This is a genomic window from Nocardia sp. NPDC060255 (assembly GCF_042727395.1).
GTDB lineage: Bacteria > Actinomycetota > Actinomycetes > Mycobacteriales > Mycobacteriaceae > Nocardia.
The window spans coordinates 11,695-32,291 of record NZ_JBHXAU010000021.1; the positions used below are offsets into that span (position 1 = coordinate 11,695).

A 20,597-nucleotide genomic window follows, 5' to 3' on the forward strand; every position below is an offset into this window, starting at 1 on the left:
CTCGGAAGCAACGGCGTCACCCTCGCACCAACATCCGCGGTGACCGCCTGAACGGAACCCAACCGCACGGCAGGTAGCATCTGCATGCTCGACGGGCGACGAGGAAACCGGTGGAAATCCGGTGCGGTCGCGCCACTGTGAAAAGCCAGACCCTCTCCGGCGAGCAGCAACCCCCGATGGGCGCGTAACCCGAGGAAGGCCGTCACCTGTGATTCTGCTGCTGTCCACGTCCGACACCGATCTGCTGAGCGCCCGCGCGAGCGGCGCCGCGTACCGGTGGGGCAACCCCGCACGGCTGCTGGTGGACGACCTGCCCGCGCTGCTCGACGGCGCCGATCTGGTGATCGTGCGCATCCTCGGCGGCAAGCGCGCCTGGGAGGACGGTCTCGACGCGATCCGCGCCAGCGGCGTGCCGATGGTGGCGCTCGGCGGCGAGATCGCGCCGGACGCGGAGCTGATGGAGTGCTCGACCGTGCCCGGCGGTGTCGCCGCCGACGCACACAACTATTTGGCCGCGGGCGGGTCGGACAACCTGCTGCAGCTGCACAACTTCCTGTCCGACACGGTCCTGCTGACCGGGCACGGCTTCGAGCCGCCGGTGCAGCTGCCGAGCTGGGGTGTGCTGGAACGGGTTTCGGGCGAGCCGAGCGCCGATCAGCCCACCGTCGCGGTGATCTATTACCGCGCACAGCATCTCGCCGGGAACACGGGCTACATCGATGCCCTCTGCCGTGCGATCGAAGACGCCGGTGCGCGCGCACTGCCGCTGTACTGCGCCTCGCTCCGCACCGCCGAGCCGGAACTGCTTGCGACACTGCGCCAGGCCGACACCCTCGTGGTGACGGTGCTCGCCGCGGGCGGCACCAAGCCCGCGACCGCCTCGGCGGGCGGCGAGGACGAGGCCTGGGATGTCGGCGCGCTCGCCGACCTGGATGTGCCCATCCTGCAAGGCTTGTGCCTGACCAGCGGCCGCGACCAGTGGGCCGCCAACGACGACGGCATGTCGCCGCTCGACGTCGCCACCCAGGTCGCCGTCCCCGAGTTCGACGGCCGGATCATCACGGTCCCGTTCTCTTTCAAGGAGTTCGACGCCGACGGCCTGTCCACCTACGTCCCCGACGCCGAGCGCGCGGCCAGGGTCGCGGGCATCGCGGTGCGCTACGCGCGGTTGCGGCACATCCCGGCCGATCGCAAGCGCGTCGTCCTGATGCTGTCCGCCTACCCGACCAAGCACGCCCGTATCGGTAACGCCGTCGGCCTCGACACTCCCGCGAGCGCCATCCGCTTGCTCACCGAAATGCGCACCGCCGGTTATCACCTCGGCGAACCGGGGGAGATTCCCGGCCTCGACGAGCAGGACGGCGACGCCCTCATCCACGCGCTCATCGCGGCGGGCGGCCAGGATCCGGACTGGCTGACCGCGGAACAGCTGGAGGGCAACCCGATTCGGATCGGCGCGGCCGCCTACACCGCCTGGTTCGGCACGTTGCCCGAGGACTTGCGCGAGGCGATCGTCGAGGCGTGGGGGCCGCCGCCCGGCGAGCTCTACGTCGACCGTTCCGCCGACCCGAACGGCGAGATCGTCATCGCCGCATTGCGTTTCGGCAATGTGGTACTGATGGTGCAGCCGCCCCGTGGTTTCGGTGAGAACCCCGTCGCCATCTACCACGACCCCGACCTGCCGCCGAGTCATCACTACCTCGCGGCCTACCAATGGGTCAGGTCCGCTGACGGTTTCGCCGCCGACGCGATGGTGCACCTCGGCAAGCACGGCAACCTGGAATGGCTGCCCGGCAAGACCCTCGGCATGTCCGCCTCCTGCGGCACCGACGCCGCCCTCGGCGACCTGCCGCTGATCTACCCGTTCCTGGTGAACGATCCGGGCGAGGGCACCCAGGCCAAGCGCCGCGCGCACGCGACCCTGGTGGACCACCTGATCCCGCCGATGGCCCGCGCCGAAAGCTACGGCGATATCTCGCGTTTGGAGCAGCTGCTCGACGAGCACGCCAACATCTCCACCCTCGACCCGGCCAAACTGCCCGCCATCCGCCAGCAGATCTGGACGCTGATGCGCGCGGCCAAGATGGACCACGACCTCGGCCTCGCCGAACGCCCGGACGAGGAAGTCTTCGACGATATGCTGCTGCACGTCGACGGCTGGCTGTGCGAGATCAAGGACGTGCAGATCCGCGACGGCCTGCACATCCTCGGCCAGGCGCCCGCGGGGGAGAGCGAGGTCGACCTCGTGCTCGCCATGCTGCGCGCCCGCCAGCTGTGGGGCGGCGAGCGAAATGTGCCCGGCCTGCGAGAAGCGTTGGGGCTGGACGAATCCGGCACCGAGGTCCGTGGCCGAGTCGATGTCGTGGAGAGCCAAGCTCGCGGACTGGTTGCCGCACTGCAATCGGCCGACTGGTCGGCGGCGGCGGTCGACCGGCTCGTCGACGAGTTCGCCGACTCGCTCCTCGCGACAGCGGATGGCTCCCGGTCCACGGCGAAATCGTCGGCGCTGGCCGAGAGCCCCGACGCTAGTCCTCAGCAATCGGCTGATCGCCTGCCCGGTTCGCCCGTGGCCGCAGCCGATGCCCGGACCGGCGCGCGATCAGCGGCCGAGAGTCCCAGTGCGACGGCCGAATCCAGCGCTGACCGCCCAGCGGCGGCAGCGCACGCCGACCTCGTCGACGCGGGTGCCATCCTGACGACCGATCCCCGGCTCGCCGCGGTTCGTGACGTACTCCGTTTCGCCGCAACCGAAGTCGTTCCCCGTCTCCGCCAAACCGGCATCGAGATCGACCGCGTCCTGCACGCCCTCAACGGCGGCTTCATCCCGGCGGGCCCCAGCGGTTCACCGCTGCGCGGCCTGATCAACGTCCTGCCGACCGGTCGCAATTTCTACTCCGTCGACCCGAAGGCCGTGCCGTCGCGCCTGGCCTGGGAAACCGGTCAGGCCATGGCGGATTCGCTGCTGGCGCGTTATCTCGCCGATCACGGCGAATACCCGCGTTCGGTGGGCCTTTCGGTGTGGGGCACCTCGGCGATGCGCACCTCCGGCGACGATATCGCCGAAGTTCTTGCCCTGCTCGGTGTCCGGCCGGTGTGGGACGAGGCGAGCCGCCGCGTCACCACCCTGGAAGTGCTTTCGCTCGACGAATTGTCCCGTCCCCGTATCGATGTCACGGTGCGCATCAGCGGTTTCTTCCGCGACGCGTTCCCGCACGTGCTCGCCCTGCTCGACGATGCGGTGCGCATGGTCGCCGAACTCGACGAGCCCGCCGAGTCGAATTACGTTCGCGCACATGCCGAGGCCGACCTGGCCGAGCACGGCGACGCCCGCCGCGCCACCACCCGCATCTTCGGTTCCAAGCCGGGCACCTACGGCGCGGGCCTGCTGCAGCTCATCGATTCCAAGAGCTGGCGCACCGACGACGACCTCGCGCAGGTCTACACCACCTGGGGCGGCTACGCCTACGGTCGCGACCTCGACGGCGCACCGGCCGCCGACGACATGCGTACCGCGTACCGCCGAATCGCGGTGGCGGCCAAGAACACCGACACTCGCGAGCACGACATCGCCGACTCCGACGACTACTTCCAGTTCCACGGCGGCATGGTGGCCACCGTGCGCGCGCTCACCGGCAAGAACCCCGAGGCCTACATCGGCGACAGCACCCGCCCCGACGCGGTGCGCACCCGCACGCTCTCCGAGGAGACCTCCCGGGTCTTCCGGGCCCGCGTGGTGAATCCGCGCTGGTTGGAGGCGATGCGCAGGCACGGCTACAAGGGCGCGTTCGAGATGGCCGCGACGGTCGACTACCTGTTCGGCTACGACGCGACCACCAATGTCGTCGCCGACTGGATGTACGAGAAGCTCGCGGAGAGCTACGTTTTCGACGACGTGAACCGCAAGTTCATGGAGCAGTCCAACCCGTGGGCGCTGCACGGCATTGCCGAGCGGCTGCTGGAGGCCGCCGAGCGGGACTTGTGGGAGCACCCGGAGCAGGCGACACTGGATCGATTGCGGCAGGTCTACTTGGAGACCGAAGGGGAATTGGAATAGCGGGAAAATCAACCCCCCAATTGTTGGGGGATTGGTGAATTGCGCGATCTTGCAAGGCAATTCAATCTTCGCACAACTCTCGACAACGCTGTTGCCGAGAGCGCATGATCGATGGTGTGCCCATGGGTGTTCTCGGGGAAACGCCAATCGATTCGGCTAGATGATTGGAAAGCTTTATGAATATCAGGAAGTTCGTAGCAACAGCAGTTCTCACCATCGCCGCAACAGGTGTCGCCGCCGCCACCGCGCACGGTGAGGGGCAGGTGGCCGATGCCGCGTTCAGCGGTGTCGATCAGGGCGTCGCGTACACGGCGGCGGTCGCGCCCGACCACTCGAGCGCCACGCTCACCCTCGCCTCCGGCAAGTTCGTGCTGACGCCCGATCAGGGCATCTCCGTGGTGGCGCCGGACGGATCGCTGGTCGCCACCGTGCCGACCACGATGCAGTCGGTGTCCGGCCAGCAGGTGCGGGTGGCGCCGGAAGTCAACGCCGGCGCAACTACTGTGACGCTGACGCCGGTCGGGGCGGCGACCCCGGAAATGGGGGCACCGCAGTTCATCGGTGACGCGGGCACCACCGTGGCCGGAGTGTTGATCGGCTGCGCGATCGGGTTCTTGATCGGGCTGATCTTCGCCATTGTCGGAGCCATCCCCGGCTGCATCATCGGTGGCATCATCGGCGGTATCGCGGGTGCCAACCAGCCCTAGCAGGTAATTCCGGATAGTAGCGACCCGGCCGTGCTCGGCGAATTCCGCCCGCTCCGGCCGGGTTTCGCTTTATCGCCGAATTCCAGCGCGCTGAGATTTCATGGACGACCGGCGGCCCTGCGAAATCGCTCGGCGGTCGCCAGCAGTTGCTCGGCGAGTTCGGGGGCGTCCAGCACCTCGAAATCGACGTCGGCCAAACCGAGATAACACGTGAGCAGCTGCGGCGAATCCGAACCCACGTGAACCACACAGTGATCCGGCCCGTCCGGCTCGATGGTCAGCGCCGCCGGCATCTTCGCCCGAATCGCACTGGCGGACGCGGCCATTCGCACCGTCGCGCGATAACGCCAGGTTGCCGTGCCGACGCCATGCTGCACGCGCTCGGCGGTCTCGGCCTCCGACAGCACCCGCGGGGTGAACCGCGGGCCGTTCGGCGTCTTCGGCGCGAGCCGGTCCACCCGGAAGGTGCGCCAGTCGCCGCGCCCCGGATCCCAGGCGACCAGGTACCAGTGACCGCGCCAGTGCACCAGCCGATGCGGCTCGACATCGCGGTGTGACGGTGTGCCGGAATGTGTTTCGTAGTCGAAGCGCAATCGCTCGCTCGCGCGGATCGCCCCGGCGACGGCGGTGAGTACCGCCGCGTCGACGGTCGGCCTACCGGCACCGGGCACGTGCACGGTGGCCGACGTCAACGCCGCCACCCGATTACGCAGCCGCGACGGCAACACCTGCTGCAGCTTCACTAGCGCCCGCACCGAGGTCTCCTCGATGCCGGTGACCGCGCCGTTGGCCGCGGTGGCCAGGCCGACCGCGACCGCAACCGCCTCGTCGTCATCGAGCAGCAGCGGCGGCAGCGCGGAGCCCGCGCCCAGCCGATAGCCGCCCGCGACACCGGGCGTGGCGTGCACCGGGTAACCGAGGGTGCGTAGGCGCTCGATGTCGGTGCGCACTGTGCGAGTGGATACCCCGAGTCGCTCGGCCAGTACCGGGCCGGTCCAATCGCGATGCAGCTGCAGCAGCGACAGCAGCCGGAGCAGTCGCGCGGAGGTCTCCAACATCACTCGATCATCGCAGCAATCGCGGAAGAGCACCTTCCGCGATTGGTTCCGTTCTCCTCCGGCTCCAGCGCTCGCCGGGATGACGGCTCAGCCGACGACGGCGTTCATGATCGTGCCCGCGCTGGTGGCGACCACCCCGCCGATCATCGCCCCCGCGATCATCTTCGGCGAGTCGATCGGACCACCTTGCCACTTCTCCCACGCGAATCGTCCACCGGCGTAAGTGATTCCGCAGACTCCGGAGAGCAGCACCAGCCAGGTGAGGTAGCGGACCATCTGCAAGATCTTGTCCGAGACCGGCGGCGCCTCCGGCGTCGGATTGCCGATCTGTGCGAGGAGGGCGTCGTGCACAGCGAAGATGACCATGAATACGCTCGCTTCGGGGTCGATGTGGCTCCGGCTAGGAGTGCCACTGGCGCGTTGTCTGGGTGATAGCCATGCTTGTACCGGACAGTATGTGCGGCGCCGACGATTTCGTGGAGCGTACGGAAGAACCTGTCGGGAATGTCCGATCAGCGGTGCGGGCGCAAGGTTTCGTGCCGCGTCGGGACTGCGGCAGCGGCATCGGCGAGGTGTGCGAGCAGGAAGGGAACCGCCACCGTTTCCAATCCCTGCGGAACATCGAGCACCGGATGCACATTCACCTCGAACACCGCGCCTCCTCGCTCGGGCACCAAATCGACGCCGCCGAACGGTAGCCCGACCGATGCTGTGGCTCGGATGGCGAGCTCGCGGAGGTGCTGGGGGAGGGCGTCGGGCGCGAGCACGGTAGAGACCGCGCCCTGCGCCTCGTTGCACGGGGCGTCCGGATTGCCCTGGACGTGCTCACACACCCGCAACACCCGTTCGCCGAGCACGACGACGCGGTACTGATGGCGGCGGCCGTGCTCATCGAAGTTGTGCGCATCGCGCGTGAGCAGCCAACTGCCACCGGTCTTTTGGTAGCGCTCGCGCGCCGCGTGCAGTTGCGCCTCGGTGGTCACGTGCCAGACGTCGCGCCCGCCGAAGCCGATGATCGGCCGGGTCCACACGTCGCGGCCGAGCCGTTCGAAGGCGGCCAGCGCGGCGGGCCAGGTGGGGTTGTCCAGGACGAGCGATTCGGCCTGTGAAATGCCTTCGGCCCGGAATCGGTCAATCGTGCACCGTTTGTCGGTCGCGTTTCGCCAACCTCGCGCACCGGCACCGAGACAGGGAATGCCGCTGCGCGCGACATCCGCTTGAAAACGGGTGAACCGGTGCCGATCACCCGGCGGTATTTCATAAATGACGAGGGCGGCGGGTCGCACCTCGAGGTTCTCGGACGGCACCAGGAGTATCGGCTGAGCGCCGAGTCGCAACTCACCGTCGCCGCCGTCGTAGAAATGTCTCGCGTCGACGATCAATGGTGTAGCGCCGGTGACCAATTCGACCGCGCGGGCGAGCTGAGCGGAACTCCCCTCGGTGGAACTGTGGTCGGTCATTACGACGATGTCGCTGGTATTCCTCATCGTGCACCACCGTCCTGCAGCAGGGGCGAATCCACTATCGAGACAGCGTCACTCCGTGCCGGCGCGGCGAATCCGGTTCGGGCGCAAGCCGGCTACTCGGCGACCAGGGCCGACGCGGCACCGGCCCGATCGACACCCTACCGGACCGCACATGATGCGAAAGCCGAACGGCGGCAACAGAAATGTTGGTTCAGATGCCCAATGAACGCGCGACGCGGAATCCCACATCGTCCAGCCGCAGCGTCGGATGGCTGCGGCGGCGCACCGACGCGCGGCAGCTCCAGTGTTCGTCGAACCAGCCGCCACCGCGCAATACCCGGTAGGAGCCGTAGATTTCGGCGTCGTAGATGTCCCAGCACCAGTCCCAGGTGTTGCCGAGCATGTCGTACAGGCCCCACGCATTGGGCCGCTTGCCGCCCACCTCGTGCATGTGCTCGGCCGAATTACCCCGGTACCAGGCGATTTCGTCGAGCTCACCGTAGCGCGGGCCGGTGCTGCCCGCCCGGCAGGCATGCTCCCATTCGGCCTCGGTGGGTAGTCGATAGCCGTCGGCGGCGTTGTCCCACAGGGCGTTCTCGTCGTCGAGTCGATACGCCGGTGTCAGCCCCTCCCGGGCCGACAGGGCATTGCAGAATCGCAGCGTCTCCCACCAGGAGACGCTGTCGACCGGCAGTCGGTCGCCTCGGCCGCTGCTCGGCCGCTGCCCGGTGACCTGCGCGTACTGTTCCTGGGTGACCGGGGTCGCCGCCAGCTGGAACGGTGCGACGGCCACCGGCCAACTGCGCTGGGTCCGCCGATCCGACAGCGTCACCGTTCCCGCGGGGATAGCGACCAGCACGGTCAGGCTCGCGTCCCGGAAACCGGCTCGTCGTGTTCCATGGCGGGCCGCACCGGATCGGGGAACACGAATTTACGCATCGCCCACCAGCGGAAAACCGTGGCGAGCAGGGTGCCGATCACAGTCGCGCTGATGAAGTCGGCGATGTTTTCCGTGAGCACCGAGACGTGCGGGGTGCGCAGCTGGAAAAGGTAGCTCGACACGGCGAGCGGCAGCTGGTTGATCACCATGCCGACGCTCGCGACCAGGAAGAACAGGGCCGCTTCGTGACGGCGCTCACGTCCGCCGCGCGCGGTGAACGCCCACTCGCGGTTCAGCACGTAGGAAACCACGGTGGCGATCAGCACGGCGACCACGTTCGCGGTCACCGGCTTGCCTTCCAGCACAGTCCATTTCAGGCCGAAGAAGAGCACCATGGTGGTGACGAAGGCGATCGCTCCGACGGTCAGGAATTTCAGCAACTCCGCGTTCCGCACGAACACGGACAGCATCCGGCTCGGCACGCGAGCGGCGACGATCTGGGCCAAGAACATCGGGACAGGTTATCCGAGGGGCACATCGGCAGTAGCGGGCGGACCGTTGCCGGGCGGCGGACCGCAGGCGAATTCTTGGTGCGCGGCAGGTGACGACGAGCGGAACAGTTTGAGCACGGTTCGGCGGTGGCGTTGCTAATTCGTTATCTGCGAACAGCTTTCGGACGGCGATCTGAGAGGAAGATCGTTGCCGCGGTGCTAGTACAGATGCAAGAGCACGCGAGCTCACCGGTTGCCGCGTCGCTCGGTGAGCCGAATGCGCGGAAGTATGAAAGCCTCATGTATCGAGGCAGGGGCCCAGAGGAAATCACTCGGACACCGGTCGGCACGACCCGCGGGGCCTCAGCTATCAGCTGAGGCCCCCGCAGTGCCTCGGGGCCCGAATGCCGGGCCGGTCCAATATTCGGGGTCACGCCCGCGACCACCAGGCGGTGCACGCCCAGGTTGCGCAGCTGCGGCTCCAACTCGGTGTAGGCGAAGAAGCTGTGCCGGGTCTTGACCAGGACCAGGTCGCCCTGGTGCGGCGCGACGGCGTCCATGATCTGCGCCTTCCACTCCGATGCTCGGGCGGCAGCTTCGGCACCAGGTGCCTGCGCTGTTGCAGGTGGCGGCGCGGGTGCGGGCCGGATCAGTCGGCGATCGGTCCGTGCAGATCGGTTCGGCGCGAGCCGATTTGGGTGAGCCCATGGTCGATGAATCGGATCATCCAGTCGAAACTGTCGTCGGTGTCTTCGCTCCACTGGAAGCCATGGGACGTTTGCAGGGTGGCGAATCCGTGCAAGGCGCCGCGTACCGAGCGCATCGCGTGCACCATGTCGGACTCGTCGATGCCGTAGCCGTGCAGGACCGCCTCCAGGGACTGCAGGAGCCGGGAACCGCTGTGCCGCAGGGGATCTTCCGATCCGGTGTCGGGCTCGCCGATGGTCGCGGCGTAGCGGCCGGGATGCGCGACGAGGTAGTCGCGGAAGGCGGTGGCGAACGCGGCCAGCGCCTCGGTTCCCGAGCGGCCGTGCATGGCGTCGCGGACCCGCTGGTCGAGTTCGGTGATGGCCAGGGCGGCGATGCTGTGCCGCAGGTCGGCCAGGCTGTCGATGTGCTTGTACAGCGACGGGGTGCGCACACCCAGCCGCTGGGCCAGCGTGCCGAGTGAGAGATTGGTGAAGCCGACGTCGTCTGCGAGGGTCGCCCCCGCGGCGACGACGTCGGCGTTGCTCAGGCCCACCCTAGGCATGGTGCTCTTTCAGGAATGGCACGATCACCTCGGCGGTCCGCTCGGCGGAGTCGAAATGCGGGTAGTGCCCGCTGCCGTCGATCACGGCGAGGCTGCCCAGCCCGGCAGGCAGTGCGGCGACGATGCGTTCGCCCTCGGCCCGCGGGCTCGGGAAGTCGGGATCGATGGCACCCATGATGATCAGCGCGGGCTGAGTTACGTTGGGCGCCTGAGCTTCCGCGTCCGCGGGCGTCGATTGACCGGTCTTCATGAACTCGGCCATCCGGCCCGGCTCGCGCAGCCGCGCCGCGACCCCGGCCAGGAACTCGGCGTAGTCGGCGTTCTTGACCGGAATGGCCACGCTCAGGTACTTCAGCCACAGGCGCAGGCTCTTGAAGATCATCGTGCTCAGCAGTGGCACCATGCCGCGCCGGTGGTGCGCGTTGGTGAGCAGCGCTCCGATATCCATCTTCTGGGTCAGCGTGAACGGGTTGATCTCCACGATCGCCCGCACCAGGTCCGGCCGCCGCGCGGCAGCGATGGTGGCCGAGCCGCCCGAGAGCGAGTGCCCGACGATGACCGCGGGCCCGCCGCCCAGCTTCTCGATGACCGCGAGCAGATCCCCGGCCACGTCGGTCCGGCTGATGGCCGCCTTGCCGGTTTCCGAGGTCCAGTTCATGCTCGACTCGCCGTGGCCGCGCATATCGGTGTTGACCACCCGGTATCCGGCGTCGGCCAGGAGTGGGATCAGATTCTGATAGGCGCGCCGGTCCACACCCATCCCGTGCGACAGCACCACCAGTGGGCCGGTGCCGATCTCGTCGTACGCGATCCGGCCGCCGTCGATGTCCACATACTGCGTCATGGTCTTACCCTTCAAGAAAAGCTAACTGCGTTAGCCGTAAAGCTAATCACGTTAGCCTCGGGCGTCAACCCCTGGCCGAGGATTGTGGAGGCGATGCGCGAAGGTGTGCCGCGCGGGCGGTCTACTGCCTCCTGCGTCAAGCAGAAGCGCTACAAAAGTGGCACTTGTAACTTCTTAGTTGCAACATTAGTGTTGCAACTAGGAAGTCAACGAGGTCTTCGTTGATGCTGTTAGGAGGCTCGAGGTTATGGACGTTCAACTAGCTGGCAAGACCGCCTTGGTGACTGGCGCCAGCCGCGGGATCGGCTTGGCCATCGTCACCGCGCTGATCGCCGAGGGCGTGCACGTAGTCGCCGGCTCACGCACCATCCCGCCGGAACTGGCCGCGTCCGGGGCGATCGCGGTGCCGGTCGACCTCGCCACCGCCGAGGGCTCTATCCAGCTCGTCGAACGGGCGCGCACCGAGCTGGGGGAGGTCGACCTGCTGGTCAACAATGTCGGTGGCGGTGACAGCGACGGCCGCCAGACCGGCGGCTTCGCCACCTTCGACGACGAACAGTGGCAGCGGATGTTCGAGCTGAACTTCTTCAGCGCGGTCCGGACCACTCGTGCCGCACTGCCCAGCCTGCTGCGACGAAAGGGCGTCATCGTGAACATTTCGTCCAACGCAGCGCGAATGCCGCACGCCGGGCCGATGCCGTACAGCACCGCGAAGGCGGCCTTGACCGCGTTCGGCAAGGCACTCACCGAGGAAGTCGGCCCGCAGGGCGTGCGGGTGAACACCATCTCGCCCGGCCCGGTCCGCACCTCCATGTGGGAGTCCCCCCAGGGCTACGGCGCGGAACTCGCGCGTTCGATGGGCGTACCGCACGCCCAACTCCTGGCACAACTGCCAGCGGCACTGGGCATCGCCAGCGGCCGATTCGTAGAGCCCACCGAAGTCGCAGCCCTCGTCGCCTACCTCGCCTCCCCGCTGGCCGCCAGCATCACCGGCGCGGACCACATCATCGACGGCGGCGCGATCAAAACAGCCTGACCGCCCCCGAAGCCGAAGCCCTGTCCGCCCAGTTGCCATGTGGCCGACAGGGTTTCAGGGCATCCCGGACTGTGCGGGCACCTGGTTGGCGATCACGTTGCAAGTGCTGCTTGAAAAGCGTTGCGGTCTGATCGCCGTCCATCTGGCCTGGCGGTAGCGTCGAGTAGGCGCGAGCACCGCAGTCTTGGTCGGCCCGCGAGCCTGTTGGGAAGGTCAGCATAATGGGGGACAGTCGGCACAACAGTTCATGTGGACGCCGTCTGGCGCGAAATATCTTGGCGGCGGGTGGTTTTGCGGACGACGCGGCGTTTGCCGTGCACCGGCACTGCGGGGTGTCGTTGCTGCGCGCGCACCGTATCGCCTGCGGGCACACGCTGGTGGAAGCGGTCGAACTGCTGAAGAAGTCTCTGCGCTCCCGTGGAGCGCTGTCCGAAGGGCTTGCGCACCAGCAACTCTCGCGCTGGGAAAACGGACTGGACGTGCCGAGACCTCGATATCTCGATGCATTGTGCGCTTTGTACCGCACCAGGCCGGACCGGCTCGGATTCGGAAACGACTACTCCGGGACTACCCCGTCTTGTTCTGACGGGATCGTAGATCGGCGGGTGCTTGCGGACCCTGTGACGATCGGCGTAGAACCTGCTCTGTTGTCGATGACCGAGTTGCCGTGCGGTCATACCGACGTTCCCGACCGTGGCAGGGCGGCCATTGCGTACCTCGACTTCCTCGAAGAACTAACCGCGGCGGCCGGATACATGCTGTACACCGCTGCGCCGACCGACTTCATCCCGGCGCGTATGGCGGATCTGGCGCGCATCAAGGCGTGCTTGATGACGGTGCGGTCACCGAGTATCCGGCGGCGGTTATACCGCGTGTCCGCCATCAACGCCGGATTCATCGGCATCCGGATCATCGACGTCGCGAGCCTGGACGATGCCCTCGAGTGGCTCGGTGTCGCGCACCGGGCCGGCCGCTCGGCCGGTGATGTCGGTATACAGGCGTGGATCGCCGGACATGTCTGCACATCGTGCGCGTGGTACGGCCGGTTCCTCGAATCCGGCCTCGCCGCCGCGCGCATGGCCCAGTCGGCCGGGGATAGTCGTCCGAACGCTGCGGCGGTATTCGGCTACCTCGCCGAAGCGGGCGTCCAAGCTAGAATGGCTTGTCGCGGAGAGGCTTTGGCCGCAATCCGCGCTGCCGATCGGATGTTCACCGCACTTCCCGAGGCTGAGACCGTAGCCGACGGATGCCACATCACCGAGTACTTTATGCGCTGGCATCAATCCGTCGCGTTGACCGCGATCGGCGCGCGAACCGACGCCGATGCGCTCCGGACGCGAGCGCTCGAGCTGCCGTTCAGCCGACAGGACGAGGTCGGTACGGCGGCGCTGCATTTGGATGAGGCTGCCTCGAAAGTCGAGGAAGGAGAAGTGGATTGGGGCTGCCGGATAATCGCCGAGGTGTGGGAACGTACACCGCCGGAGTATCGAGTCGGTCAGATCCCACGCCGCGCCCTGCAGATTCTCGACAGTGTCAAGCCTGCCGACGCCGCCGGTACCGGGGTCCACGCGGTACGGGATCTGCTGCGGCACCCGGTGTAGTAGCCGAACGGTCAGCCGCGTCACAGATCTCGGCAACACCTCGAACAAACTGAAATGGAGCCGGTTGCGGTCGCCAGCGCGAACTCCGGGGTCGGAGGGCGACGCGGCAAAATGGTGCGTGTGCGCAGGACCGCCCTGATTGCGCGGTCGCGTAGGTCACCGGCGTACCGTGGCGCGCGTTCCGTCGCCTGCACGAACACTGCAATGGGGAAGGGTGCCTCGTAATGATCGATCATGTCTATATCTCGGTCACTGACATCGAGAAGTCGTTGGCCTTCTATGTCGAGGCGCTGAAGCCCATTGGCTGGCGCGAATTCGGGAACTATGACGCCGCGGCTGGGCCTGATAACGTTCCGGATCTCTTCGGTCTCGGCGACGACGCATATATGTCCGGTACGGGAGTCGGGTCGAGTATTTGGCTGCGGCGGCGTCAGCGTGGCGAGACAGGTCTGTATATCGGCATCGTTTGCGATACCAACGAGGCTGTTGACGCCGCTTACCTCGCCGCGATCAATGCCGGTGGCATCGATGAAGGCGGGCCGGCGGACCGGACCTATTTCGCCCCAGGCTATTACGCTGCCAATGTTGCCGACTTCGATGGCAACCGCCTGGAGTTTGTGCACAAGGCATGGAACCCCGCGCGGTAGGGCCGCAGGCCCGGCAGCCGAACGATTCTTGCCGCTGACACTCCGACCCATCCGGGCTGCTCGCAGGTCCGAATATTGGGAAGTATGGTGAATCGGACCGTCCGGACCACCTCGACGAAACGGGGCTTTGTATGCAGTTGAGGCGAGCAGGCGGCACGGCAGTCGTAGCGGCGTGTGTTGTTCTTTGCGGGGCGGCGCCCGCCGACGCCGCGCCGGCGGAGATGCCGAAGTTGGCGGGCACAGGACTCGCGGGAGCCGTCAAGACCTTGGGCGGCCACGAGAAGACCGATATCAGGGACATGAGCGGACAAGATCGACCTGTCGATTGGCCAGGCAACTGGAAGGTCTGTACGCAGTCACCGGCAGAGGGTGCACCACTAACTCAGAAAACCACTGTTTTGCTCGGCGTGGTCAAGACGAAAGAGGATTGCCCGAAATAGCGGCGCCCGCAGTGGTAGCGACTTACCCGTGAAGTCACGTCGAGTTGCGGATGGGAGCAGCGGGTCGATTCCGGACTAGGCTCGCGCCCTGCAGGACGGCGAGCGGCGGGTGGGCCCTCGCGGAGCTCGACGAATCTGAAAGAAGGGTTGGATTGCGGAAGCAAGTCTTCCGCAATGCCCGCGAGAGTGCTTCTCATGACGAACACAGCGATCCACCCCTTCCGTATCGACATTCCACAGACCGAGCTCGACGAGCTGCGTCACCGGCTGACGCGGACCCGAGTCCCGTATGCGGTGCGTGGGACCGAAAATGATTGGGGCCGTGGCATTGCGCCCGATTACCTCGCGGAGCTGGCGGAGTATTGGCGGGACGGGTTCGACTGGCGGGCGCAGGAGGCGAAGCTGAATGCGTTCGACCAGTTCACGACCGAGATCGATGGGCAGACAATCCATTTCATTCACGTGCGGTCGGCGGAGGCGGGGGCGCTGCCGCTGTTGATCACGCACGGGTATCCGGGGTCGGTGGTCGAGTTCCTCGACCTGATCGGGCCGTTGACGGATCCTGTTGCGCACGGCGGTGATTCGGCGGACGCGTTCCATGTGGTGATTCCGTCACTGCCGGGGTTCGGGTTCTCCACGCCGTTGGCGTCGACCGGGTGGGAGTTGGCGCGGACGACAGAGGCGTTCGCGGAGCTGATGACTCGGCTGGGGTACGAGAAGTTCGTGGCGCAGGGCGGGGACGTCGGTGCGGGGGTGACCGGGCGGCTGGCCGCGATCTATCCGGAGCGGGTGATCGCGACGCACGTCAACAGTGATCGAGGCTCGCTCGGGTTGGTTGGTGAGCAGTTGCCGGTGCCGGATGGGCTGACCGACGAGGAGCTGGCGGCGATCAAGGAGGCGCAGGTGCGGTGGTCGGGGCAGAAGGGGTATCTGGTGCTGCAGACGACGCAACCCAACGCGATCGCCGCCGCGCTGACCGATTCGCCGATCGCACAGTTGGCGTGGATCGCGGAGAAGTTTCAGGTCTGGACCGACCAGGCGCGTTCGGCCGGTGAAGCGGTGGACCGCGATCTGCTGCTGACCAACATCAGTATCTACTGGTTCACCCGTAGCGGTGCCTCGGCCGCTCAGTTCTTGTGGGAGACAGCTCATTCCGGCATGGATTGGGTGATGCCCTCCGGCGTCCCCCAGGGTTGGGCGGTGTTCGATACGAGCCCACTGATGCGCCGAGTCATGAACCCGGGTGGGTACATCGAACACTTCACCGAGTACGCCGAGGGCGGACACTTCGCGGCATTGGAGCAGCCGCAGCTGTTCCTCGAGGACGTGCGGACGTTCTTCCGCGGCCATCGGGGTTGAGCCGTAACGGGGTGCGCCGATCGGGTGCACCCCGTTACCTGCGCCGCGGATACGTCACGACGCGTAGTGCGGATTTGTGCCCGTGGACGGATGTGCCTGCGCATACCGCGGCCTACCGTTTTCGCTATGACATGGAATGAGCTGGGCGCGAGCAAGTTCGTGCTGCTGACGACGTACAAGAAGGACGGCACCCCGGTCGGGACGCCGGTATGGGTTGCGCCGGAAGGGGATCGGATCGTCGTATGGACCAATCCGACGACGTGGAAGATCAAGCGCATCCGTCGCAACTCGGATGTGACGTTGCAGGCCTCCGATGCCCGCGGCCGCCCGAAAGTCGACGAGGTGCTCGCGGGAACCGCCACGGTCCTCGATGCCGACGGCACTCAGCGAGTGCGCGATCTGGTTTCGCGCAAGTACGGCATTGTCGGCGCGCTGGCCATCAAGCTGCACAAGCTGTTTCGCGGCGCGGATGGCTCCGTCGGCCTCGCCATCACTCAGGGGCTGGTCGTCGACGAGTAGCGCCCAGCTTTCATGATCAGGGGGATCCGGTGCGGGTTGCCTCGACGAATGCCAGCACCAGTTCCTGATGATCTTGGTTGAGTCAGGCGGATTCGGCTAAGCCGGCGGCGCGCCAGGTGTCGGCGAGGTCCTGGAGGGGGAGGTCGAGGGTGAGGCTGAGGGCGACGACCGTGCCGAAGGCGGGGGAGGGGAGGCGGCCGGTCTCGATCTTGCGCAGGGTTTCCGGGGAAATGCCTGCTGAGCGGGCGACTTCGATGAGGTCGCGGTCGGCGCGGGCGGCGCGCAGGGCGGAGCCGAGGCGGCGGCCTGCGTCGATTTGAGCCGGGGTCAACGGGAGACGGACCATAGGCACAGGGTATTGGTGGTATTTAAATACCGCAAGTATGCGCTAGAGGGGCCGTCGGATGTGCGTATGACCGCGTAGACCGGTGTTGGCATCGGGCGCGGTCGTGATCGGCGGCTCAGCTGGCATGGCAATCAGGCTCGGTGGAACGTTCCCAGCTAAACCATGCTCTTACGTAGATATGCGCATCAAACGTTGAATCGTGTACATCCGAGGTTGCGCCGTGACCGTCTGGAACCTGCACATACCGCTGAGGACCAGGCGGGTTGGTATTAAAATACCGAATGGGCTACGTTGGTATAAAAATACCAAGGAAAGGGATGCTCATGGTGGAGCTGAAGTCGCCGGACGAGATCGAGCGAATGCGGGTGACCGGTCAGTTCGTGGCCGAGGTGCTGGGGGAGTTGCGGGAGCTCGCGCACGTCGGGGTGAACCTGCTGGAGCTGGAAGCTCATGTGCGCGAACGGATCAGGCAGCGCGGCGCGGAATCGTGCTACTGGGACTACTCGCCGTCCTTCGGGCGCGGGCCGTTCCGGAACACCGTCTGCCTCTCGGTCAACGACGCTGTCCTGCACGGACTTCCGTTCGATTACGCGCTCCGCGACGGTGATGTGCTGACTACCGACCTTGCCGTCAGTATCGACGGTTGGGTGGCGGATGCGGCGACCACGTTCGTGGTCGGCACCGCCGCGGCAGAGGATCTGCGCCTGGTCCGGGCGACCGAGGAAGCGCTCGCCGCCGCGATCGCAGTCGCATTGCCCGGCAACCACATCGGCGACATCTCCGCCGCGATCTCGACGGTCGCCCGCGACTACGGCTACCCGGTGAACACCGAATTCGGTGGCCACGGACTGGGCCGCACCATGCACGAGGACCCACACGTCGCCAACGTCGGCCGACCGGGCCGCGGCTTCCGCCTCCGCCCCGGCCTCACCATCGCCATCGAGCCCTGGTTCGCCCGCACCACCGACCGCATCGTCACCGACCCCGACGGCTGGACCATCCGCTCCGCCGACGGCTCCCGCACCGCCCACTCCGAACACACCATCGCCATCACCGAAACCGGCCCCGACGTCCTAACCCTGGCCCCAGTGAAAGCCCAAGGCGGACAACACCGTCCGTAAGAAACGCCGCCCTCGCAGCAACCCACTTGACGTACGTTGCATGCACTTGGCGCATGCTGCAACCTACGTTAAGAGCACGCTCCATACGTCAAGTCGCCGGGGCTCGCGGTGGAGTGCAGCTCGATTGGGGTTCCTGCGATGCGGGCACAAGCCGATGGTCGCCGCTGGTGTGGCCGTCGCGCCCATGGCTGCTCGCCGGTCCCACCGACCGGTGACAGAATCCGCACCCTAACTCGGGACCTGCACTGAAACTCGGGACCTGCACTGGCTTTAGGGCCCTGTTCCGAGTGCCGATCCCGAGTGAGAGTGCAGATCTTCAGCTCACTGGACTGGCCACCTCTGGAGTCTAAGCAGCTCTTGCCCGATGGGCACAGCTTCGCGGAAAGTGCTGCGGGTCAGTCGGTTTCGGTCAACCACTGCTCCAAGTCGGTTGCGATCTGGAGGTGCTCGTCGATCTTCGCGCGGTCCTCGTCGGAGAGGTCGAGTGCGGCGATCTCGGCGCGTAATTCGGTGACGCGCTGCCGTTCATCGGCCGCCACCGCCAACTCGATGAGTTCGGCCATCGCGTGCGCTTTGTCGAGCGGAGCCGCCGTGGCGCCGAAGCGGCGCAGCCCGGACTCCAGTGTCCTGCGGGCCGCCTTGTCGTCGAGTTTGGAGTAACGCAGGATGCGGGCATTGTCCAAAGTTCGTTGCAGCCCTTGGAGTTCGCGCGATCCGCCATAGTCCGGGTCGGGTTCGTCGCGCACGACGTAGACGACGGTATTGCCGACCGGATCGAATACGGTGAACCTGGTCTGGCCCGGCCGGAATCTGGTGATGCGCGGCAGGCCGCTGGCGGGCACGCGCCCGAAGCGTTGACGCAACGCGGCACTGAACTGCTTGTGCAGATCGGCTACCTCGTCGACGAAGACCACGCACGACACGTAGCACTCCTCGGCGGTGCCCTTGTCCTTCGGGGTTGGGCCGAAATGCAAGGAGTAACCGTTGCGGGCTACCGCGCCGTAGTTGTAGGGCCGAGTCTGCTCGGCGGTCACCTCGTAGCCGAGCGTCCTGTAGAAGTCGAGTGTTTCGGTCAGATCGCCGCTCCACATCATCGGCACCGACACGTCGCCCATAAGACCTCCCCGTGCTGCGGTAATCAATTTTGACTACCGAAGGGTAGGGCGGTCGCTGCCTGGAAGTCAAGTTTGACTACCATGGAGATTTCCTATCTGAAGGAGGCTCGTCCATGTCGGCTGTGCGCCTGTTGGTGCTGGGGGTGATGCGCTTGCGTCAGCCCACCTACGGCTACGCCGTGCGTCGCGAATTACTGTCCTGGCGTGCCGAAACGTGGACGAACGTCAAGCCCGGCTCGATCTACCACGCACTGAAACAGCTGACGCAAGAAGGAAAGTTGAGCGCCTTCGGCACCGAGGACAGCAGCGAGGGCCCTGGCCGCACGCTGTTCAATCTCACCGAGGCGGGCGAGGCCGAATTCCGCAAGCTGATGGACGAGGCGCTGGTCAGCATCGACATGGAGGAACTCGGCGCGGGCATCGCGTTCATGGACGCGCTGCCTCGCGCGCACGTCATCGAGAAGCTGCGTGAACAGCGCAGGCGCAGCGACGAAGCCCGCGCCGGCCTGCTCGACATGATCCCGACCTTCCCCGGCGGCCGCCACGAGCCGCCGCACACGACCGACCTCCTGGAACTGTGGAGCAGCGTCTTCGGCAACCTCACCGGCTGGACCGACGCCGTGCTGGCACGGTTGGAGGCCGGCGAGTACCGAATGTCCGAATAGCCGACACCCCGATACGCTGCCCTCATGACGAACACGCTGGGGGCCGTCGGCAAGGCCGATTACGTTCTGCTGACCACGTTCCGCAAGGACGGCACACCCGTCGGCACGGCGGTCTGGGCAGTCGCCGACGGCGACAAACTCTACGTCTGGACCGTCACCGACAGCTGGAAGGTCAAGCGGCTACGCCGCAACACCGACGTCACCGTCCAGCCGTGCAACGTCGCAGGCAAAACCCGCGGCGAGGCAGTCACCGGCACCGCCCGCATCCTCGACCAGGACGGCACCGCCCGCGTCCGCAAACTCCTCATGCGCAAATACTGGCTCATGGGCCCCATCACCATCCTCGGCAGCAACCTCCGCCGCGGCAAAAAAGGCACCATCGCCATCGAAATCACCCTCACCCCTTAACGATCCACCCGCACCCCCGTTAAATCGCCTGGCTGACGGCAGAATCCGCGCACTCTCTCGGGACCCGCACCGACTCTAGGGCCCTATTCCGAGTGCCGATCCCGAGAGAGAGTGCAGATCTCGGGCACCACAGTCCGGACCCGGCAACCGCTGGCGCTGATCGACGCCTCCGGTCAAGGCTGACGACGTGTTTGCGTGTAGTCCTCGAATTCCCAGAGTCCGTACCGGCTGAGTTTTTCCGCGACCTCATGCCAATCACTTCCCGGGCACCTGGTTACCAGCCTGTGGAAATAGCTTTGCAGGACTTTCCAGTCGAAATGGCCCACGATCACGCGATGACGTCCCGTCATGGGGCCTTCGTCCTGAACTCGATCGTGCAGCCAGCCTGGCGTGCAGACCTCGAACTGAAAAGACTCGCCTCCTGGTTCACCTACCGGTCCGGCGATCATCTGGACGAGAAACATGAATCGTTCGGGGTCGTCCGGGACGAAGGTGTCTGGATCGATGTCCGGAGTCAGGAGGTAGCGGATCTCAGCGTGCATCGCTGCTCCGATGGTCGGGAATGGCGGCTGTGGATCGACTCGACTC

The 20,597-nt window shown here is 66.3% G+C and carries 20 protein-coding genes and 2 pseudogenes; 11 read left to right on the plus strand and 11 right to left on the minus strand.

Annotated features, from left to right (window positions below):
* Nucleotides 1–205 precede the first annotated feature (205 nt).
* Together cobN and ACFWF1_RS31255 are read left to right on the plus strand one after the other, a co-directional pair.
* Nucleotides 206–4,054 (plus strand): annotated as a pseudogene (gene cobN, locus ACFWF1_RS31250) (cobaltochelatase subunit CobN); the annotation flags it as partial.
* Between the two features lie 176 nt (nucleotides 4,055–4,230).
* Nucleotides 4,231–4,761, plus strand: a complete 531-nt coding sequence (locus ACFWF1_RS31255) for a hypothetical protein (protein ID WP_379292006.1) — start codon at nucleotides 4,231–4,233, stop codon at nucleotides 4,759–4,761.
* Nucleotides 4,762–4,859: 98 nt separating this feature from the next.
* Here ACFWF1_RS31255 and ACFWF1_RS31260 read toward each other — a convergent pair whose 3' ends face one another.
* The 8 genes from ACFWF1_RS31260 to ACFWF1_RS31295 all read right to left on the minus strand — a co-directional run bounded on the left by ACFWF1_RS31260 (nucleotide 4,860) and on the right by ACFWF1_RS31295 (nucleotide 10,752).
* Complete coding sequence (locus ACFWF1_RS31260) at nucleotides 4,860–5,819, minus strand: helix-turn-helix transcriptional regulator (protein WP_379292007.1); 960 nt, start codon at nucleotides 5,817–5,819, stop codon at nucleotides 4,860–4,862.
* A gap of 87 nt (nucleotides 5,820–5,906) precedes the next feature.
* Nucleotides 5,907–6,185: a hypothetical protein gene (locus ACFWF1_RS31265; protein WP_379292008.1), complete on the minus strand. Its 279-nt coding sequence runs from the start codon at nucleotides 6,183–6,185 to the stop codon at nucleotides 5,907–5,909.
* A gap of 146 nt (nucleotides 6,186–6,331) precedes the next feature.
* Nucleotides 6,332–7,306 (minus strand): RimK family alpha-L-glutamate ligase, encoded by a 975-nt coding sequence (locus ACFWF1_RS31270; protein WP_379292009.1) that lies wholly within the window; start codon nucleotides 7,304–7,306, stop codon nucleotides 6,332–6,334.
* 190 nt (nucleotides 7,307–7,496) lie between these two features.
* Nucleotides 7,497–8,141, minus strand: a complete 645-nt coding sequence (locus ACFWF1_RS31275; protein ID WP_379292033.1) for a formylglycine-generating enzyme family protein — start codon at nucleotides 8,139–8,141, stop codon at nucleotides 7,497–7,499.
* Between the two features lie 5 nt (nucleotides 8,142–8,146).
* A complete protein-coding gene (locus tag ACFWF1_RS31280) occupies nucleotides 8,147–8,677 on the minus strand; it encodes a GtrA family protein (protein ID WP_379292010.1) in 531 nt (176 codons plus the stop codon).
* Nucleotides 8,678–8,820: 143 nt separating this feature from the next.
* The gene (locus ACFWF1_RS31285) at nucleotides 8,821–9,216 is read right to left on the minus strand and encodes an isochorismatase family protein (protein ID WP_379292011.1); all 396 of its coding nucleotides are present in this window, start codon (nucleotides 9,214–9,216) and stop codon (nucleotides 8,821–8,823) included.
* Between the two features lie 89 nt (nucleotides 9,217–9,305).
* Nucleotides 9,306–9,908, minus strand: coding sequence for a TetR/AcrR family transcriptional regulator (locus ACFWF1_RS31290; RefSeq protein WP_379292012.1), 603 nt, complete (start codon nucleotides 9,906–9,908; stop codon nucleotides 9,306–9,308).
* The gene (locus ACFWF1_RS31295) at nucleotides 9,901–10,752 is read right to left on the minus strand and encodes an alpha/beta fold hydrolase (RefSeq protein ID WP_379292013.1); all 852 of its coding nucleotides are present in this window, start codon (nucleotides 10,750–10,752) and stop codon (nucleotides 9,901–9,903) included. The genes ACFWF1_RS31290 and ACFWF1_RS31295 overlap by 8 nt, the downstream gene beginning before the upstream one ends.
* A gap of 247 nt (nucleotides 10,753–10,999) precedes the next feature.
* On the opposite strand from ACFWF1_RS31295, the gene ACFWF1_RS31300 reads away from it, so the two are divergent.
* The 6 genes and pseudogenes from ACFWF1_RS31300 to ACFWF1_RS31325 all read left to right on the plus strand — a co-directional run bounded on the left by ACFWF1_RS31300 (nucleotide 11,000) and on the right by ACFWF1_RS31325 (nucleotide 16,354).
* The gene (locus ACFWF1_RS31300; protein WP_379292014.1) at nucleotides 11,000–11,788 is read left to right on the plus strand and encodes an oxidoreductase; all 789 of its coding nucleotides are present in this window, start codon (nucleotides 11,000–11,002) and stop codon (nucleotides 11,786–11,788) included.
* A gap of 221 nt (nucleotides 11,789–12,009) precedes the next feature.
* Nucleotides 12,010–12,312 (plus strand): annotated as a pseudogene (locus tag ACFWF1_RS31305) (helix-turn-helix domain-containing protein); the annotation flags it as partial.
* 129 nt (nucleotides 12,313–12,441) lie between these two features.
* The gene (locus ACFWF1_RS31310) at nucleotides 12,442–13,389 is read left to right on the plus strand and encodes a hypothetical protein (RefSeq protein ID WP_379292037.1); all 948 of its coding nucleotides are present in this window, start codon (nucleotides 12,442–12,444) and stop codon (nucleotides 13,387–13,389) included.
* A 224-nt stretch (nucleotides 13,390–13,613) separates the two neighbouring features.
* The gene (locus tag ACFWF1_RS31315; protein WP_379292015.1) at nucleotides 13,614–14,036 is read left to right on the plus strand and encodes a VOC family protein; all 423 of its coding nucleotides are present in this window, start codon (nucleotides 13,614–13,616) and stop codon (nucleotides 14,034–14,036) included.
* Between the two features lie 635 nt (nucleotides 14,037–14,671).
* The gene (locus ACFWF1_RS31320; protein ID WP_379292016.1) at nucleotides 14,672–15,835 is read left to right on the plus strand and encodes an epoxide hydrolase family protein; all 1,164 of its coding nucleotides are present in this window, start codon (nucleotides 14,672–14,674) and stop codon (nucleotides 15,833–15,835) included.
* Between the two features lie 126 nt (nucleotides 15,836–15,961).
* Nucleotides 15,962–16,354: a PPOX class F420-dependent oxidoreductase gene (locus tag ACFWF1_RS31325; RefSeq protein WP_379292017.1), complete on the plus strand. Its 393-nt coding sequence runs from the start codon at nucleotides 15,962–15,964 to the stop codon at nucleotides 16,352–16,354.
* Nucleotides 16,355–16,436: 82 nt separating this feature from the next.
* On the opposite strand, the gene ACFWF1_RS31330 is transcribed toward ACFWF1_RS31325, so the two are convergent.
* Nucleotides 16,437–16,700, minus strand: a complete 264-nt coding sequence (locus tag ACFWF1_RS31330; RefSeq protein ID WP_379292018.1) for a helix-turn-helix transcriptional regulator — start codon at nucleotides 16,698–16,700, stop codon at nucleotides 16,437–16,439.
* A gap of 323 nt (nucleotides 16,701–17,023) precedes the next feature.
* Between ACFWF1_RS31330 and map the strand changes: the two genes are divergently transcribed.
* Nucleotides 17,024–17,821: a type I methionyl aminopeptidase gene (map, locus tag ACFWF1_RS31335; protein WP_379292019.1), complete on the plus strand. Its 798-nt coding sequence runs from the start codon at nucleotides 17,024–17,026 to the stop codon at nucleotides 17,819–17,821.
* A 395-nt stretch (nucleotides 17,822–18,216) separates the two neighbouring features.
* On the opposite strand, the gene ACFWF1_RS31340 is transcribed toward map, so the two are convergent.
* Nucleotides 18,217–18,936 carry a glyoxalase gene (locus ACFWF1_RS31340; protein ID WP_379292020.1) on the minus strand — a complete coding sequence of 240 codons (720 nt, stop codon included), beginning with the start codon at nucleotides 18,934–18,936 and terminating at the stop codon, nucleotides 18,217–18,219.
* A gap of 113 nt (nucleotides 18,937–19,049) precedes the next feature.
* Between ACFWF1_RS31340 and ACFWF1_RS31345 the strand changes: the two genes are divergently transcribed.
* Both ACFWF1_RS31345 and ACFWF1_RS31350 read left to right on the plus strand, forming a co-directional pair.
* The gene (locus tag ACFWF1_RS31345) at nucleotides 19,050–19,601 is read left to right on the plus strand and encodes a PadR family transcriptional regulator (RefSeq protein WP_379292021.1); all 552 of its coding nucleotides are present in this window, start codon (nucleotides 19,050–19,052) and stop codon (nucleotides 19,599–19,601) included.
* A 24-nt stretch (nucleotides 19,602–19,625) separates the two neighbouring features.
* Complete coding sequence (locus ACFWF1_RS31350) at nucleotides 19,626–20,009, plus strand: PPOX class F420-dependent oxidoreductase (RefSeq protein WP_379292022.1); 384 nt, start codon at nucleotides 19,626–19,628, stop codon at nucleotides 20,007–20,009.
* A gap of 173 nt (nucleotides 20,010–20,182) precedes the next feature.
* Here the strand turns inward: ACFWF1_RS31350 and ACFWF1_RS31355 are convergent, their stop codons facing one another.
* A complete protein-coding gene (locus ACFWF1_RS31355; RefSeq protein WP_379292023.1) occupies nucleotides 20,183–20,551 on the minus strand; it encodes an immunity 8 family protein in 369 nt (122 codons plus the stop codon).
* Nucleotides 20,552–20,597: the final 46 nt, after the last annotated feature.

Coding starts and splice junctions, on each gene's coding strand:
- ACFWF1_RS31315 (WP_379292015.1), top strand. CDS start 13,614: ATGATCGATCATGTCTATATCTCGGTCACTGACATCGAGAAGTCGTTG.
- ACFWF1_RS31350 (WP_379292022.1), top strand. CDS start 19,626: ATGACGAACACGCTGGGGGCCGTCGGCAAGGCCGATTACGTTCTGCTG.
- map (WP_379292019.1), top strand. CDS start 17,024: ATGGTGGAGCTGAAGTCGCCGGACGAGATCGAGCGAATGCGGGTGACC.
- ACFWF1_RS31295 (WP_379292013.1), bottom strand. CDS start 10,752: ATGACGCAGTATGTGGACATCGACGGCGGCCGGATCGCGTACGACGAG.
- ACFWF1_RS31330 (WP_379292018.1), bottom strand. CDS start 16,700: ATGGTCCGTCTCCCGTTGACCCCGGCTCAAATCGACGCAGGCCGCCGC.
- ACFWF1_RS31270 (WP_379292009.1), bottom strand. CDS start 7,306: ATGAGGAATACCAGCGACATCGTCGTAATGACCGACCACAGTTCCACC.
- ACFWF1_RS31310 (WP_379292037.1), top strand. CDS start 12,442: ATGACCGAGTTGCCGTGCGGTCATACCGACGTTCCCGACCGTGGCAGG.
- ACFWF1_RS31280 (WP_379292010.1), bottom strand. CDS start 8,677: ATGTTCTTGGCCCAGATCGTCGCCGCTCGCGTGCCGAGCCGGATGCTG.
- ACFWF1_RS31345 (WP_379292021.1), top strand. CDS start 19,050: ATGTCGGCTGTGCGCCTGTTGGTGCTGGGGGTGATGCGCTTGCGTCAG.
- ACFWF1_RS31320 (WP_379292016.1), top strand. CDS start 14,672: ATGACGAACACAGCGATCCACCCCTTCCGTATCGACATTCCACAGACC.
- ACFWF1_RS31340 (WP_379292020.1), bottom strand. CDS start 18,936: ATGGGCGACGTGTCGGTGCCGATGATGTGGAGCGGCGATCTGACCGAA.
- ACFWF1_RS31255 (WP_379292006.1), top strand. CDS start 4,231: ATGAATATCAGGAAGTTCGTAGCAACAGCAGTTCTCACCATCGCCGCA.
- ACFWF1_RS31325 (WP_379292017.1), top strand. CDS start 15,962: ATGACATGGAATGAGCTGGGCGCGAGCAAGTTCGTGCTGCTGACGACG.
- ACFWF1_RS31355 (WP_379292023.1), bottom strand. CDS start 20,551: ATGCACGCTGAGATCCGCTACCTCCTGACTCCGGACATCGATCCAGAC.
- ACFWF1_RS31300 (WP_379292014.1), top strand. CDS start 11,000: ATGGACGTTCAACTAGCTGGCAAGACCGCCTTGGTGACTGGCGCCAGC.
- ACFWF1_RS31285 (WP_379292011.1), bottom strand. CDS start 9,216: ATGGACGCCGTCGCGCCGCACCAGGGCGACCTGGTCCTGGTCAAGACC.
- ACFWF1_RS31260 (WP_379292007.1), bottom strand. CDS start 5,819: ATGTTGGAGACCTCCGCGCGACTGCTCCGGCTGCTGTCGCTGCTGCAG.
- ACFWF1_RS31265 (WP_379292008.1), bottom strand. CDS start 6,185: ATGGTCATCTTCGCTGTGCACGACGCCCTCCTCGCACAGATCGGCAAT.
- ACFWF1_RS31290 (WP_379292012.1), bottom strand. CDS start 9,908: ATGCCTAGGGTGGGCCTGAGCAACGCCGACGTCGTCGCCGCGGGGGCG.